This is a genomic window from Nonomuraea marmarensis, from assembly GCF_043197025.1.
GTDB lineage: Bacteria > Actinomycetota > Actinomycetes > Streptosporangiales > Streptosporangiaceae > Nonomuraea > Nonomuraea marmarensis.
Genome location: NZ_JBICRM010000002.1, coordinates 223,460 through 238,302, shown reverse-complemented (window position 1 = coordinate 238,302; position 14,843 = coordinate 223,460). Strand labels below are relative to the sequence as shown.

The 14,843-nt window shown below is 71.3% G+C and carries 13 protein-coding genes; 11 read left to right on the top strand and 2 right to left on the bottom strand.

Annotation, left to right across the window (positions count from 1 at the left end):
* The first annotated feature begins 235 nt into the window (after positions 1-235).
* A complete protein-coding gene (locus ACFLIM_RS04105) occupies positions 236-508 on the top strand; it encodes a hypothetical protein (RefSeq protein ID WP_393162021.1) in 273 nt (90 codons plus the stop codon).
* Here ACFLIM_RS04105 and ACFLIM_RS04100 read toward each other — a convergent pair.
* Entirely contained in the window at positions 505-699 is a 195-nt protein-coding gene (locus tag ACFLIM_RS04100) for a DUF3046 domain-containing protein (RefSeq protein WP_138720415.1), read from the bottom strand. The two genes, ACFLIM_RS04105 and ACFLIM_RS04100, sit on opposite strands and share 4 nt — an antisense overlap.
* Positions 700-743: 44 nt before the next feature.
* Between ACFLIM_RS04100 and ACFLIM_RS04095 the strand changes: the two genes are divergently transcribed.
* Positions 744-938, top strand: coding sequence for a hypothetical protein (locus ACFLIM_RS04095; protein ID WP_393162019.1), 195 nt, complete (start codon positions 744-746; stop codon positions 936-938).
* Between the two features lie 6 nt (positions 939-944).
* Here ACFLIM_RS04095 and ACFLIM_RS04090 read toward each other — a convergent pair whose 3' ends face one another.
* Positions 945-1,433: a VOC family protein gene (locus ACFLIM_RS04090; protein WP_393162017.1), complete on the bottom strand. Its 489-nt coding sequence runs from the start codon at positions 1,431-1,433 to the stop codon at positions 945-947.
* 86 nt (positions 1,434-1,519) lie between these two features.
* Between ACFLIM_RS04090 and ACFLIM_RS04085 the strand changes: the two genes are divergently transcribed.
* The 9 genes from ACFLIM_RS04085 (at position 1,520) to ACFLIM_RS04045 (ending at position 14,836) form a co-directional block, all read left to right on the top strand.
* Entirely contained in the window at positions 1,520-6,067 is a 4,548-nt protein-coding gene (locus ACFLIM_RS04085; protein WP_449291463.1) for an ATP-dependent helicase, read from the top strand.
* A gap of 88 nt (positions 6,068-6,155) precedes the next feature.
* On the top strand, positions 6,156-6,833 hold the full coding sequence (locus ACFLIM_RS04080; protein ID WP_393162013.1) for a GntR family transcriptional regulator: 678 nt from the start codon (positions 6,156-6,158) through the stop codon (positions 6,831-6,833).
* Between the two features lie 90 nt (positions 6,834-6,923).
* Positions 6,924-8,540: an ABC transporter substrate-binding protein gene (locus tag ACFLIM_RS04075; RefSeq protein ID WP_393162011.1), complete on the top strand. Its 1,617-nt coding sequence runs from the start codon at positions 6,924-6,926 to the stop codon at positions 8,538-8,540.
* Positions 8,540-9,499 (top strand): ABC transporter permease, encoded by a 960-nt coding sequence (locus ACFLIM_RS04070; RefSeq protein ID WP_393162009.1) that lies wholly within the window; start codon positions 8,540-8,542, stop codon positions 9,497-9,499. Before ACFLIM_RS04075 ends, ACFLIM_RS04070 begins: the two co-directional genes overlap by 1 nt.
* Positions 9,492-10,361 carry an ABC transporter permease gene (locus tag ACFLIM_RS04065; protein ID WP_393162007.1) on the top strand — a complete coding sequence of 290 codons (870 nt, stop codon included), beginning with the start codon at positions 9,492-9,494 and terminating at the stop codon, positions 10,359-10,361. Before ACFLIM_RS04070 ends, ACFLIM_RS04065 begins: the two co-directional genes overlap by 8 nt.
* Complete coding sequence (locus ACFLIM_RS04060) at positions 10,358-11,323, top strand: ABC transporter ATP-binding protein (RefSeq protein WP_393162005.1); 966 nt, start codon at positions 10,358-10,360, stop codon at positions 11,321-11,323. The genes ACFLIM_RS04065 and ACFLIM_RS04060 overlap by 4 nt, the downstream gene beginning before the upstream one ends.
* Entirely contained in the window at positions 11,320-12,288 is a 969-nt protein-coding gene (locus tag ACFLIM_RS04055; RefSeq protein ID WP_393162003.1) for an ABC transporter ATP-binding protein, read from the top strand. The genes ACFLIM_RS04060 and ACFLIM_RS04055 overlap by 4 nt, the downstream gene beginning before the upstream one ends.
* Positions 12,289-12,338: 50 nt before the next feature.
* Positions 12,339-14,093 (top strand): gamma-glutamyltransferase family protein, encoded by a 1,755-nt coding sequence (locus ACFLIM_RS04050; protein ID WP_449291462.1) that lies wholly within the window; start codon positions 12,339-12,341, stop codon positions 14,091-14,093.
* Positions 14,090-14,836 (top strand): sulfite exporter TauE/SafE family protein, encoded by a 747-nt coding sequence (locus ACFLIM_RS04045; protein WP_393161999.1) that lies wholly within the window; start codon positions 14,090-14,092, stop codon positions 14,834-14,836. Before ACFLIM_RS04050 ends, ACFLIM_RS04045 begins: the two co-directional genes overlap by 4 nt.
* The last annotated feature ends 7 nt before the right edge of the window (positions 14,837-14,843 follow it).

Genomic DNA, 14,843 nt, shown 5'->3' with positions numbered 1-14,843 from the left:
TAGCCGTCTCGGGGGCGGCGAGCAGGCGGAGGGCCGCACCAACGCGGGCACGATCCGGCTCACCGCGCCTGACGGCAGGGCCATCCAAGGCGCGATCGGCACGTCCTGGCATCCTCATGGACCCGAGCGTGATCCCGCGATCTCGTCAAGTGATGTTCACAAGGGTCCCCATCAGCGTGTTGCGAGGCGGGTGAGCTGGGGAGACTCTCTGCAGGGGCGAGAGTTGGAGGGGCACGTGGCGAGTGGCTACACCGGGGAACGGCTTGCCCATCTGGAGGCACTCGCCGAGTTGCTGCCCAGCCAGGGCCTGGTGAGCCGCATGATCGGCGGCGACGATCCGGTGTTGTGGGTGTGGCACCCGCGCACCGGCCGCCAGACGATCGTCTTCGCCACCCCGTCGGCCCGCGGATGGCTCTTCCTGTGGTCGCCCGGGGGTCAGGGCCGCGCGGACGACCTGGAACGTACGGCCGCCGCGCTCCGGCAGACCCTGGACACGGCGCAGACCTAGCGCAGCCTGGGTGAGACGTCCTCGACCTGGCAGACGGCGCGCCAGACGGTCTTGGCGCTCTCCCCGTCGGCCAGCGCCTGCATGACCGTGCGCCCGCCCAGCGGGGCGATCACGTAGTCGCGGGCCCACGACTCGGCGTACGTCTCGCCGAAATGAGCGTTCATCCGTCTCCAGAACTCGGTCAGGCGCATGAACTCAAGTATGGAATCGCCCGGGGTGTGGGTAAGACACACGCATGCCAAAGACCCCCAAGTCTTCACCCCCGAAGACAGCCAGGACCAAGGCCAACCGGGCCAGGCGCCGCCAGTTACTGCTCGCGCTGCGCCTCGCCGTACAGAAGGAGAAGGGGGAGCGATCGGAGCGGCACGCGGGCATCAGGCAGGCGCCGCGTGCGGGCAAGCCGCGCACGCGCCGGGCGTCGCGACGTTAGAGCACGTCACAGCACCCGCGAGCCGTACATCTCACCGAGATGGTCGGCGAGCAGCTCCAGGCGGGCGCCGTCGGGGTCCTTGAAGTAAATGGAGGCGCCGCTCTCTATCTGGTGCGGCACGCCGGCCATCTCCAGCTTCCCGCGCAACCGTTCCCAGGTGGCGGGGTCGACGGAGATCGCCACGTGGTGCAGCCCGCCCAGCACTTCCTGGTACGGTCCCAGGTCGAGCCCCGGGAAGTCGAAGAACGCCAGCAGGTTTCCGTTGCCGATGTCGAAGAAGAAGTGATTCGAGCCCTTGTAGTCGCGGTTCTCGATGATCTCCGTCAACGGGAACTCCAGGAGGTCCTGGTAGAACCGGATGGTACGCTCCACGTCCGATGAGAGCAGGGCCATGTGGTGCAGGCCGCGTGCGCTGCTCGATGGCCGGTGCGGTAACACGTAACGCTGCCTGATGTCGGCACGGCGAGCCTCAATGGCCGCATAGTCAATGCTCACGGTCGCTGTATGTCCGCCCCGGCCACCGCTCAATCACCTGCCGCCGGGACAATGCGTTTTCTGTCGGTGCGGCGAGGCAGTATGTGCTGGTGAGCTCCCTCGACCACTTCAGCCAGGTGACCAGGCAATGGTTCACCGGAGCCTTCCAAGCGCCCACGGCCGCCCAGGAGGGGGCGTGGGAGTCGATCGCGCGCGGCGACAACACCCTGGTCGTCGCGCCCACCGGGTCGGGCAAGACGCTGGCGGCCTTCCTTTGGTCCCTGGACAAGCTGGCCTCGGAGCCTGCCGGTCGCAAGGGGACGCGGGTGCTCTACGTGTCGCCGCTCAAGGCCCTGGCCGTCGACGTCGAGCGTAACCTGCGGGCGCCGCTGGCCGGGCTCAAGCAGACGGCGCGCAGGCTCGGGGAGCCGGTGCCGGAGATCTCGGTGGCGATCCGTTCGGGTGACACGCCCGCCGAGGATCGCCGGCGGTTCGCGGCCAAGCCGTCCGACATCCTGATCACCACGCCCGAGTCGCTGTTCCTGCTGCTCACCAGCCAGGCGCGGGACGCGTTGCGGGGTGTGGAGACGGTGATCGTGGACGAGGTGCACGCGGTCGCTGCGACCAAGCGCGGCGCCCATCTGGCGCTCAGCCTGGAGCGGCTCGACGCGCTGCTCGACCGGCCCGCCCAGCGGATCGGGTTGTCGGCGACCGTGCGGCCGGTGAGCGAGGTGGCGGCGTTCCTGGGCGGGATGCGGCCGGCCACCGTGGTGCAGCCGCCGTCCGAGAAGCGGATCGAGGTCGAGGTCGTCGTGCCCGTGGAGGACATGACGGAGATGGAGGGCGGGCGGCTCGACGAGGGTGCGGAGCCGGCCAACAGGTCCATCTGGCCCCATGTCGAGGAACGGCTGTTCGACCTGATCGAGGCGCACAGCTCGACGATCGTCTTCGCCAATTCCCGCAGGCTGGCCGAGCGGCTGTGCACGCGGCTCAACGAGCTGGCCTATGGGCGGGAGCAGGGGACGGAGGCCGTGGATCTGTCGATCTGGGAGACGCCTCAGCCGGACGCGGAGCCGCCCAAGCGGATGCCGGCCGAGATGATGGCGCAGGCCGGGGCCGGCAAGGGCGTCGTCACCGAGATCGTGCGCGCTCACCACGGCTCGGTCTCCAAGGAGGAGCGGGCGCAGATCGAGGAGGCGCTCAAGTCGGGCCGCCTGCCCGCCGTGGTCGCCACCTCCAGCCTGGAGCTGGGCATCGACATGGGCGCGGTGGACCTGGTCGCGTGCGTGGAGGCGCCGCCGAGCGTGGCCAGCGGGCTGCAGCGCATCGGCCGGGCGGGCCACCAGGTCGGGGCGGTGTCCAAGGGCGTGATCTTCCCGAAATACCGCGGCGACCTGGTGCAGACGGCGGTGGTGGCCGAGCGGATGAAGAGCGGCCAGATCGAGGAGCTGCGCTATCCGCGTAATCCGCTCGACGTGCTGGCCCAGCAGATCGTGGCGATGACCGCGCTGGAGGAGTGGACGGTCGACGAGCTGGAGTCCGTGGTCAAGCGGGCGGCCCCCTACGCCACGCTGCCGCGGAGTGCGCTGGAGGCGACGCTCGACATGCTGGCCGGGCGCTATCCCAGCGAGGAGTTCGCCGAGTTGCGGCCGCGCATCGTGTGGGACCGGGTGACCGGCACGCTCCAGGGGCGTCCGGGCGCGCAGCGGCTGGCGGTAACCAACGGCGGCACCATCCCCGATCGCGGGCTGTTCGGCGTGTTCCTGGTGGGCGAGCGGGCGTCCAGGGTGGGCGAGCTGGACGAGGAGATGGTCTACGAGTCGCGCGTGGGCGACGTGTTCGTGCTGGGGGCGACGTCCTGGCGGATCGAGGACATCACGGCCGATCGGGTGCTGGTGTCCCCCGCGCCCGGTCAGCCGGGCAAGCTGCCGTTCTGGCACGGCGACGCGCCGGGGCGGCCCGCCGAGCTGGGCAGGGCGATCGGGCAGTTCCTGCGGGAGCAGGCCAAGCAGGGTTCGACGGACCGGATGCGGGCGGCGGGGCTCGACGAGTTCGCCGCGGGCAACCTGCTGGCCTACCTCGACGAGCAGCGCCAGGCCACCGGCTACGTGCCCGACGACCGCACCCTCCTCGTCGAGCGCTTCCACGACGAGCTCGGCGACTGGCGCGTCGTCATCCACTCCCCCTACGGCGCGCGGGTGCACGCCCCCTGGGCGCTGGCGATCAACCGGCGGCTGCGCGAGCGCTACGGCATCGACGTACAGGCTGTGCACTCCGACGACGGCATCGTGTTGCGCATCCCCGACACGCTGGCCGAGCCCCCGACCGACGTGGCGGCGTTCGACGCCGAGGAGATCGAGCAGATCGTCACCGAGGAGCTGGGCGGCTCCGCCATGTTCTCCTCCCGGTTCAGGGAGTGCGCGGGGCGGGCGCTGTTGCTGCCGCGCCGCACGCCGGGGCGGCGCAGCCCGCTGTGGCAGCAGCGGCAGCGGGCGGCCCACCTGCTGGGGGTGGCCTCGCAGTACGCCTCGTTCCCGATCGTGCTGGAGACGATGCGCGAGTGCCTGCAGGACGTGTTCGACGTGCCGGGGCTCGTGCGGCTCATGCGGGACATCGCCGCGCGCAGGGTGCGGCTGGTGGAGGTGGAGACGTCGCAGGCCTCGCCGTTCGCGGCGTCGCTGCTGTTCCACTACGTGGGCGCGTTCATGTACGAAGGCGACGCCCCGCTGGCCGAGCGGCGGGCGCAGGCGCTGGCGCTGGACACCTCGCTGCTGGCCGAGCTGCTGGGTCAGGCCGACCTGCGCGAGCTGCTCGATCCCGACGTGATCTCCGACACCGAACGCGAGCTGGCCCGGCTCGACCGGCCGCTGCGCGATCTGGAGGACCTCGCCGACCTGCTGCGCTCGCACGGGCCGCTGCCGGCGCCCGACGTGACCGTGCGCGGCGGCGACCCGGCCTGGCTGGAGGAGCTCGAACGCACCCGGCGGGCGATCAGGATACGCATCGCGGGCGAGGAGCAGTGGGCCGCGATCGAGGACGCGGCGCGGATGCGCGACGCGCTGGGCACGCCGCCGCCCGTCGGGGTGCCGCACGCGTTCCTGGAGCCTGTGGCCGATCCGCTGGCCGACCTGGTGGCGCGGCACGCCCGCACGCGCGGGCCCTTCCACGCCGGTACGGCGGCCGCCCGGTTCGGGCTCGGCGTGGCCGTGGTGACGGATGCGTTGCGGCGGCTGGCCGCGTCCGGGCGGGTCGTGAACGGGGAGTTCCGGCCTGGGGGGCGGGGCGAGGAGTGGTGTGACGCCGGGGTGTTGCGGATGTTGCGCCGCAGGTCCCTCGCCAGGTTGCGCAAGGAGGTCGAGCCGGTCGCCCCGGAGACTCTGGCCTTGTTCCTGCCTGCCTGGCACGGGATCACCGGATCGAGTGCGAGCAACGTCGGGGCCGCTCGGGCCATGGACTCGCTGGTTCGTTCGATCGAGCAGCTCCAGGGGGCCGCCGTGCCCGCGTCGGCGCTGGAGACGCTGGTGTTGCCGGCGCGGGTGCCCGGCTACCATCCGGCGCTGCTCGACGAGCTGACCTCGGCGGGCGAGGTGATGTGGGTGGGGCAGGGATCGTTGCCCGGTGGTGATGGCTGGGTTTCGCTCTACTTCGCCGACACGGCGCCGCTGCTGTTGCCCGAGCCTGCGGAGATCACGATGACGCCCGTGCACGAACGCGTGCTGGAGCTGCTCAGTGGAGGTGGGGCGCTGTTCTTCCGCGGGATCTCCGACCAGTTCGGGTCGCTGGACGACGCGGCGCTGGTCGCCGCGCTGTGGGACCTGGTGTGGTCCGGGCGGGTTTCCGGTGACACGCTCGCGCCATTGCGGGCGACGCTGGGCACCGGGCGCCCCGCGCATCGGCCGGCGACGACGCGGCGGCGGCGGGCCGTGTTGCCGAGCAGGAGCGGGCCGCCGACCGTGGGCGGGCGATGGTGGTTGTTGCCCGCGCCCGCCGCCGACTCGACCCAGCGGGCCCATGCTCAGGCCGAGGTCCTGCTGGAACGGCACGGGGTGGTGACGCGCGGGGCGGTGACCTCGGAGCGGTTGCCCGGAGGATTTACGCCCATTTATCAGGTCCTGCGGGCCTACGAGGAGAGCGGGCGCTGCCGCCGGGGTTACTTCGTCGAGGGCCTCGGGGGTGCGCAGTTCGCCCTGCCGGGCGCGGTGGACCGGATGCGCGCCATGGCACCCGGCCTCGCCCCTGAGCCCGGGGGTGGGCCCTTCGGCACGAGTGAGCGGGCGAGGGTTGCCGGGCGGCGGGCGGTGGTGCTGGCGGCGGCCGATCCGGCCAGCCCGTACGGCGCCGCGCTCGCCTGGCCGCAACATCCCGGCGACGTCGGGCACAAGCCGGGCAGGAAGGCCGGTTCGCTGGTCGTGCTCGTCGACGGCCACCTGGTGCTCTATGTCGAGCGTGGCGGCAAGACGCTGCTGTCGTTCGCCGACGACGAGCGGCTGCAACCGGCCGTGGACGCGCTGGCCCTGGCCGTACGGGACGGGGCGCTCGGGAAGCTGACCGTGGAGCGGGCCGACGGCGCGTCGATCGTGGAGTCGCCGCTGGCGGCGGCCCTGGAGGCGGCCGGGTTCCATCCGACGCCGCGCGGGCTCCGGCTGCGCGCCTGACTCGGACTAGATGCCCTGATGGTCTGTACGGCACCGCTACCTGGACCACATACCGGGCGAAGATACACCTGTATACGATTAGTCCGATATGACTGATCTGACGCTGGGCGCGGCCCACCGGACCTTACGCGACGAGGTCACCAAGGAGCTGCGGCGGCGCATACTGTCCGGCGAGCTCGCCCAGGGTGCCCGCCTGGTCGAGGACCGGCTGGCCGCGGCGCTCGGCGTGTCGCGCAACCCCGTGCGCGAGTCCATCAGGGTGCTGGCCGCTGAGGGATTCGTCCAGGTCGTTCCCCGGCTCGGCGCCACGGTCGCGAGCCTGTCCGCCGCGGAGGGCGAGGAGCTCTTCGACGTGCGGATGGCGATCGAGGGGCTGGCGGCCCGGCTGGCGGCGCGCAAGCGTTCCCCCGCCGCGGCCGAGCGACTGCGGCGGGTGCTCGAACAGGCGAAGGAGGCCGTGGACAACGGCCGGCTGGAGGAGGTGGCCGACCTGAACACCGCCTTCCACCTGGCCGTCGGCGATGCGGCGGGCAACTCCTACCTCAGCCTGATGATGAAGCCGATGCTCCAGCGGGCGCAGTGGGTCTTCAGCCAGACGGCCGCCGCCCGCGGGCCGCATTCCTGGACGGAGCATCTGAGCCTGTGCGAGGCCATCGCGGCGGGCGACGAGGCGGAGGCGGAGGCGCGGGCGGTCGCGCACGTGGCCGCCGCCAGGCGATCGTTTCTCGCGGCGATTGGCCGCACAGCGAAACACCCGAACGATTAGAAAACGCTCAGATAACAACACAGTGCCAGGAAACACAAGTGAAATGTCAGGTCTTGTATACAGTCTCCTAAACCATTCAACGGAGGCCCCATGAGACCGTCCCCCAGGCTCCTCGCGGCGCTCACCGTTCTCCCCGTGGCCCTGGCGGCTTGCGGCGGAGGCGGCTCGAGTAGCACGCCCGCGGCCCCTCCCTCCATCGCCGACGCCTCGGCCGACAACCGGCCGGTCAAGAGCGGCGGCACGCTCAACGTGGCGCTCAACGCCGACCCCGACGCGCTTGATCCGAGTATCTCGACCACGCTGGTGGGCCGCGAGGTGTTCGCGAACCTGTGCGAGAAGCTCTACGACATCGACGCCACGTCCACGCTGGTCCCGCAGCTGGCCAGCGCCCTGCCCGAGGTCTCCGGCGACGGCAAGGAGGTGACGATCAAGCTGCGCGAGGGCGTGAAGTTCAACGACGGCACCGCCTTCGACGCCGAGGCGGTCAAGAAGTCGCTGGACCGGCACCGTACCTGGGAGAAGTCCGCGCGCCAGGCCGACCTGGCGGCGGTGTCCAAGGTCGCCGTGGTCGACCCCGCGACGGTGAAGCTCACGCTGTCGCAGGCGTTCACGCCGCTGACCGCGCAGCTCGCCGACCGCGCCGGGATGATCATGTCGCCCAAGGCGCTGGACGCGAGTAACGACAACTTCGGTGCGAGCCCGGTGTGCGTCGGGCCGTTCAAGTTCGCCAGCCGCACCTCCGGCAGCCAGATCGCGCTGGACAAGTCCACGGACTACTACGACGCGGCCAAGGTCAAGCTGGACCACCTCGTATACAAAATCATCGTCGACCCCAACGTACGCGCCGCGAACCTGAAGTCCGGCGACGTGCAGGTGGGCGACCAGCTCGCCACGACCACGGTCAAGGGCGTGCAGTCCGACCCCAACCTGACCGTCGTGTCCGGCGGCGGGCTGGGCTACTACGGCATCACGATCAACACCGGCAACGCCAACGGCTCCATCGAGAAGCCCGGCACGGTCAACACGGCGCTGGCCAAGAGCCCGGAGCTGCGCGAGGCGTTCGAGCTGGCCCTCGACCGCGACGTGATCAACAAGACCGTCTACAACGGCCTGTACGAGCCGGACTGCTTCCCCGCGCCGATGGACAGCCCGTTCCGCGCCGCGGGCCTGCAATGCCCCAAGCGCGACGTGGCCAAGGCCAAGCAGCTCGTGCAGGCGTCCGGGGTGCAGACGCCGATCCCGGTCACGCTCACCACCCCCAACGACGCCACCAACATCCGCCTGGCGCAGGTCATCCAGCAGATGACCAAGGAGGCGGGCTTCAACGTGAGCGTGCAGACGGCCGAGTTCGTCAGCACGCTTGACCAGGGCAAGTCCGGCAAGTTCGACGTCCTGCTGAACGGCTGGTCGGGCCGCGTGGACCTGGACGGCAACCTGACGAACCTGATCACCAGTCGCGGCAGCAACAACTACAGCGGCATGTCCGACCCGGGCATCGACGACCCGATCAAGCAGGCCGCCGCCGAGTCCGACCAGGCCAAGCGGGCCGAGCTCTACGCGAGCGCGATGAAGAAGGCCGCCGAGGTGCGCGGCGTCCTGTACCTGTACCACAACAAGTACTACCTGGGCATGAACAAGACCGTGGCCGGCGTCCAGTACTTCAAGGACGGCCTGCCGCGCTTCGTCACCGCTGGGTTCGCCGCGTAATGCTGTGGTTCATCCTCCGGCGCTGCGGGTCCGCGGTGATCGTGATGTTCCTGGGCAGCGTCCTGATCTTCCTGGGGATCAGGGCGCTGCCCGGCGACCCGGCCGTGGTCATGGCGGGCGAGGAGGCCTCGCCCGCCGTGGTCGAGGCGATCCGGAACGAGTTCGGCCTGAACAAGCCGCTGCCCGCCCAGTACGTGGACTACCTCGGCCAGACCCTCACCGGCAACCTCGGCCGCTCGACGCAGGACCAGCTCCCGGTGATCGGCATCATCGTCGAGCGACTGCCGGTGACGCTGGAGTTGTCGGCGCTGGCCATGCTGGTGGCGATCGTGGTCGGCGTGGGCGCCGGCATCGTGGCGGCCACCAGGCGCGGCAAGCCCGCCGACTACGTGGCCACCGGGTTCGGCCTGGCCGGGCTGTCGGTGCCGCACTTCTGGCTGGGCCTGGTCGGCATCCTGCTGTTCGCGGTCACCTGGCGCGTCCTGCCCGCCTCCGGGTACGTCCCCTTCACCCAGGACCCCGGCCAGAACCTGCAGCGCATGATCCTGCCCGCCCTCGTGCTCGGCACCGGCTTCGCGGCCATCCTGATGCGGCAGACCCGCTCGGCCATGCTGGGCGCGCTGTCGGCCGACTACGTCAGGACCGCCAGGTCCAAGGGCCTGTCCGAGGTCAAGGTCGTGGGCGCGCACGCGCTGCGCAACAGCCTGACCACCGTGGTCACCGTGCTCGGCCTCCAGCTCGGCGCCCTGATCAGCGGCGCCGTGGTGACCGAGCAGATCTTCGTCATCCCCGGGTTCGGCAAGCTGACCGTGGACGCGGTGCTGACCAGGAACTACCCCGTCATCCAGGCCGTCGTGCTGATCACGGTCATCGGCTACGTACTGGTCAACCTGCTGGTCGACATCGCCTACGCGCTGCTCAATCCACGGATCCGGCTGTCGGGAGCCCACCATGACTGACACGCTCGCGGCGCCCGTGACTGTACCCGTGCGGCGCGGCAGGTTGTGGCGGCGCTTCCGGCGGCGGCCGATGCCGATGGCCGGGCTGGTGCTGGTGGCCGGGTTCCTGCTGCTGGCGCTGATCGGGCCGCTGGTGACCGGCGACCCCGCCGCGCAGGACTACCTCGCCACGCTCGCGCCGCCGTCGGGCGCGCATCCGATGGGCACCGACGACCTGGGCAGGGACGCGTTCGCCAGGATCGCGCACGGCGCGCAGGTCTCGCTGCAGGCCGGGGTGTTGTCCACGCTGCTGGCGATGGTCGTGGGCATCCCGATCGGGCTGGTCGCCGGGTTCTACCGGCGCTGGCTCGACCCGGTCGTGATGCGGCTGGTGGACGTGACGCTGGCGTTCCCGTTCCTGGTGTTCGCGGTGGGCCTGGCGGCGATCATCGGCCCCTCGCTCAAGGGCGTGGTGCTGGCGCTGGGCTTCTCCCAGCTCCCCGCCGTCATCAGGATCACCCGCGGCGAGGTGCTGGCGATCAGGGAGATGGACTACGTGGCCGCGGCCGTCGCCGACGGCGCGGGCGACGGGCACATCATCTTCAGGTACGTGCTCCCGAACGCCGCCAGCCCCCTCATCGTCCAGGCGACGGTCGCGATCCCCGCGGCCATCATCGGCGAGTCCACGCTGTCGTTCCTCGGGCTGGGCGTGCAGCCGCCGACGCCGTCGTGGGGCGTGATGCTGACGACCGCGCAGCAGTACCTGAGCGACGCGCCCTGGCTGGCCATCTGGCCTGGGCTGATGATCGCGCTGGCCACGCTCGGCTTCAACCTGCTCGGCGACGGGCTGCGTGACGTTCTGGACCCGAGGAGCGGCCGATGAGCCTGCTGGAGATCACCGACCTGACCGTCGACTTCGACACCGAGGACGGGCTGGTGCAGGCGGTCAGGGACATCTCGCTCACGCTGGAGGAGGGCGAGATCCTGGCGCTGTGCGGCGAGTCGGGCTGCGGCAAGTCGGTCACCGCGATGTCGGTGCCCAGGCTGCTGCCGCCCGACACGACCCGGTTGTCGGGCTCGGTGAAACTGGACGGCCGCGAGCTGACCACGCTGCCGGAGCCGGCCATGCGGCACGTACGCGGCAAGGACGTCTCGGTCGTCTTCCAGGAGCCGATGACCTCGCTCAACCCGTCGTTCACCGTCGGATACCAGATCGCCGAGGTGCTGCGCCGGCACGAGCGCCTCTCCCGCCAGGCCGCCGGGAAGCGGGCCGTCGAGCTGCTGGAGCTGGTCGGCATCCCGGCACCGCTACGCCGGATGAAGGAGTACCCGCACCAGCTCTCCGGCGGCATGCGGCAACGCGTGATGATCGCGATCGCGGTGGCGTGCTCGCCCCGGGTGCTGATCGCCGACGAGCCCACCACGGCGCTCGACGTGACGATCCAGGCGGGCGTGCTGGACGTGTTCCGCGACCTGCGCGACCGGCTGGGCACGGCGATCATCCTGATCACGCACGACCTGGGCGTGGTGGCCGACATCGCCGACCGGGCCGTGGTCATGTACGCGGGCCGCGCCGTCGAGCAGGCCACGGTGACCGAGTTGTTCAAGAACCCGCGCCACCCGTACACGCTGGGCCTGATGAACGCCCTCCCCTCCGCCGCCGTGAACGGCCGCCTGGCCGAGATCCCCGGCATGGTGCCCTCGCCGCTGTCGGACCCGGACGAGTGCGCGTTCCAGGCCCGCTGCCCGCGCGCCCAGGCGGACTGCCTCCTGTCCAGACCCCAGCTGGAACGGCACGCGGAAGGCCATCTGGCGGCCTGTTTCCACCCGGGAGGGAAGTCGTGATCCTGCGCATCGACAACCTGGTCAAGCACTACGGCCCGGTACGCGCCGTGGACGGCCTGTCGCTGGAGATCGGCCAGGGCGAGGTGCTCGGCCTGGTCGGCGAGTCCGGCAGCGGCAAGTCCACGGTCGGCAAGTGCGTGTTGCGCCTGACCGAGCCCACCGCGGGCGGCATCGAGCTGGACGGCCGCGACATCACCCACCTGTCGCGGCGGGCCATGCGGCCGCTGCGCAGGGACGTCCACATGGTCTTCCAGGACCCCTACTCCTCGCTCAACCCGCGCTTCACGATCGGCCAGATCGTCGGCGAGCCGCTGCTCAGGCACCGGGTGACGGACCGGCGCGAGACCTCGAACCGGGTGTCCGCCATGCTGGAGAAGGTGGGGCTACGCCAGGAGATGCGATCCAGATTCCCGCACGAGTTGTCCGGCGGGCAGCGGCAGCGGGTGGGGCTGGCCAGGGCGCTGATCCTGGAGCCCAAGCTGGTCGTGGCCGACGAGCCGGTGTCGGCGCTCGACGTGTCGGTGCAGGCGTCGGTGCTGAATCTCATCACCGACCTGCAGCGGGACATGGGGTTCTCGTGCCTGTTCATCACGCATGACCTGTCGGTCGTGGAGTTCCTGGCCGACCGGGTCGCCGTCATGTACCTCGGCAAGATCGTCGAGTCGGGTCCGACGGCCGAGATCTTCGCCGCGCCGCGGCACCCGTACACGCAGGCGCTGTTGTCGGCGGCTCCGGTGGCCGATCCGATCAGGCAGCGGGAGCGGCGCAGGATCGTGCTCGGCGGTGACGTGCCGAGTCCGGTCGATCCGCCCGCCGGGTGCCGGTTCCACACGCGGTGCCCGCTGGCGTACGACGCCTGCCGTACCGACGAGCCCCCCTTGCACGATCCACGTGGCAACGGCCATCCGGCCGCGTGCCACCTGGTCACAGCGGACCGCGTCCCTGACGCGGGCGTACATCTATAAAGGAGACAAGTTTGTTCACCACCAGGCCCGAGCTCACAGGCGACTTCGGCATGGTCGCCAGCACGCACTGGCTGGCCTCGGCCACCGGCATGGGCGTGCTGGAACGCGGCGGGAACGCCTTCGACGCGGCGGTGGCCGCCGGGTTCGTGCTGCAGGTCGCCGAGCCGCACCTGAACGGCCCCGGCGGGGAGGTGCCGATCCTGTTGTGGAGCGAGGCCGAGCAGCAGGTGTCCGTGGTGTCCGGGCAGGGCGTGGCCCCTGCCGCGGCCACCATCGAGCGGTTCGCCGAGCTGGGCCTGGACGTCGTGCCCGGCACGGGGCTGCTGGCGGCGACCGTGCCGGGGGCGTTCGGCGGCTGGATGCTCATGCTGGAGCGCTGGGGCACCTGGTCGCTGGCCGACGTGCTGGCGCCCGCGATCCACTACGCCGAGCACGGAGTGCCGGCCCTGGAGCGGATCTCCGCCACGATCGCGTCGGTCGAAGGATTGTTCACCAATGACTGGCCCACGTCGGCGGCGACCTGGCTGCCGGACGGGCACGTGCCCGCGCCGGGGTCGCAGCTGGCCAACCCGGTGCTCGCCGCCACCTACCGGCGGCTCGTCGCCGAGGCCGAGGCGGCGTCGAGCACCCGCGAGGGACAACTCGAAGCCGCCAGGAAGGCCTGGTACGAGGGCTTCGTCGCCGAGGCGATCGCCGAGTTCAGCGCCAAGACGGCCTGGCGGGACAGCTCGGGCGAGGTGCACGGCGGCCTGCTCACCGGCGACGACCTGGCCGGCTGGTCGGCCTCGGTCGAGGAGCCGGTGACCTTCGACTACCGCGGGCACACCGTGGCCAAGACGGGGCCCTGGGGGCAGGGGCCGGTGTTCCTGCAGCAGCTCGCGCTGCTCGACGGGTTCGACCTGGACGCGATGGGGCACCTCAGCGCCGACTACATCCACACCGTGACCGAGGCCGCCAAGCTCGCCTTCGCCGACCGCGAGGCCTGGTACGGCGACACCGACGTTCCCATGTCCGACCTGCTCAGCGCGGCGTACAACGCCGAGCGGCGACGGCTGGTCGGCCCCGAGGCCAGCTTCGAGCTGCGGCCCGGCGCACCCGGCGGTCGCCAGCCCAGGCTGCCCGACTTCCCCGCCCCCGGCACGGCCAGCAACGCCCCCGGCCTCTCGGGCGCCCGCCGCCCGCAGGGCGTCGGCGAGCCGACCGTGGAACGCAACGGCATCGTGAAGGGCGACACCTGCCACGTCGACGTGGTGGACCGGCACGGCAACATGGTCTCCGCCACCCCCAGCGGCGGCTGGCTGCAGAGCTCCCCCACCATCCCCGAGCTGGGCTTCTGCCTGGGCACGCGGGCGCAGATGTTCTGGCTGCAGGAGGGCCTGCCCGCCTCGCTGCGGCCGGGGACGCGCCCGCGCACCACGCTGTCGCCGTCGTTCGCGCTCAGGGACGGCAAGCCGTGGCTGGCGTTCGGCACCCCGGGCGGCGACCAGCAGGACCAATGGAGCCTGAACTTCTTCCTGTCCGTCGTCCACGGCAAGCCGAACCTGCAGGAGGCCATCGACGCCCCCATGTTCCACTCCGAGCACTTCCCCAGCTCCTTCTTCCCGCGCGGCTCCCGCCCCGGCGTCCTGCACGTCGAGGACCGGGTGGACCCGGGCGTGCTCGCCGAGTTGCGGCGGCGCGGCCACGAGGTCGAGGCCCAGGACTCCTGGACGCTCGGCAGGCTCAGCGCGGTGGCCCGTGACGGCGCCTTCCTCAAGGCCGCCGCCAACCCACGCGGCGCTCAGGGGTACGCGGTCGGCCGATGACCCTCGCCGACCTCTTCTTCCTGGTAGGGGCCGGTCTGCTGGCCGGGGTGGTCAACGCCCTGGCCGGCGGCGGCACGCTCATCTCCTTCCCCGCCCTGCTGGCGCTCGGCTACCCCAGCCTGACCGCGTCCGTGACGAACGCCGTGGCGCTGTGGCCCGGCTACCTGGGCGGCGTGCTCGGCTACCGGGCCGAGCTGCGCGGCCAGCGGCGCCGGGCGACGATGTTAGCGCTCACCTCCGTGCTGGGGGCGGTCGCGGGCAGCGCGTTGTTGCTGCTCACGCCGGGCCGGGTGTTCGAGTCGATCGTGCCGTGGCTGGTGGCGTTCGCCAGCCTGGCGCTGCTGGCCCAACCGTGGTTGCGCAAGCGCTTCGGCGGCCCGGCCGACGGTCCGCCGAGCAGGTTGGTGTACGCCGGGGTGTTCCTCGGCGGCTGCTACGGCGCCTACTTCAACGGCGGGATGGGCGTGCTGCTGCTGACCGTGCTCGGCATGTTCCTGCACGACGACCTGCACCGCGTCAACGCCGTGCGGGCCACGCTCGCGCTGGTCATCAGCTCGGTCTCGGTCGTCGCCTTCTCCCTGTACGGCCCCGTCCAGTGGCAGGCCGTGATCGTGGTCGCGCCGGCCAGCCTGGTGGGCGGGTTCCTCGGCACCCGGCTGGCCCGGCTGATGCCGCCGAAGGTGCTGCGCGGCGTCGTCGTCGCGTTCGGCCTCGGCGTGGCCGCCGCGCTCGCGTTGCACTAGGCGCCGA

Coding starts and splice junctions, on each gene's coding strand:
- ACFLIM_RS04065 (WP_393162007.1), top strand. CDS start 9,492: ATGACTGACACGCTCGCGGCGCCCGTGACTGTACCCGTGCGGCGCGGC.
- ACFLIM_RS04045 (WP_393161999.1), top strand. CDS start 14,090: ATGACCCTCGCCGACCTCTTCTTCCTGGTAGGGGCCGGTCTGCTGGCC.
- ACFLIM_RS04070 (WP_393162009.1), top strand. CDS start 8,540: ATGCTGTGGTTCATCCTCCGGCGCTGCGGGTCCGCGGTGATCGTGATG.
- ACFLIM_RS04100 (WP_138720415.1), bottom strand. CDS start 699: ATGCGCCTGACCGAGTTCTGGAGACGGATGAACGCTCATTTCGGCGAG.
- ACFLIM_RS04075 (WP_393162011.1), top strand. CDS start 6,924: ATGAGACCGTCCCCCAGGCTCCTCGCGGCGCTCACCGTTCTCCCCGTG.
- ACFLIM_RS04050 (WP_449291462.1), top strand. CDS start 12,339: ATGGTCGCCAGCACGCACTGGCTGGCCTCGGCCACCGGCATGGGCGTG.
- ACFLIM_RS04060 (WP_393162005.1), top strand. CDS start 10,358: ATGAGCCTGCTGGAGATCACCGACCTGACCGTCGACTTCGACACCGAG.
- ACFLIM_RS04080 (WP_393162013.1), top strand. CDS start 6,156: ATGACTGATCTGACGCTGGGCGCGGCCCACCGGACCTTACGCGACGAG.
- ACFLIM_RS04095 (WP_393162019.1), top strand. CDS start 744: ATGCCAAAGACCCCCAAGTCTTCACCCCCGAAGACAGCCAGGACCAAG.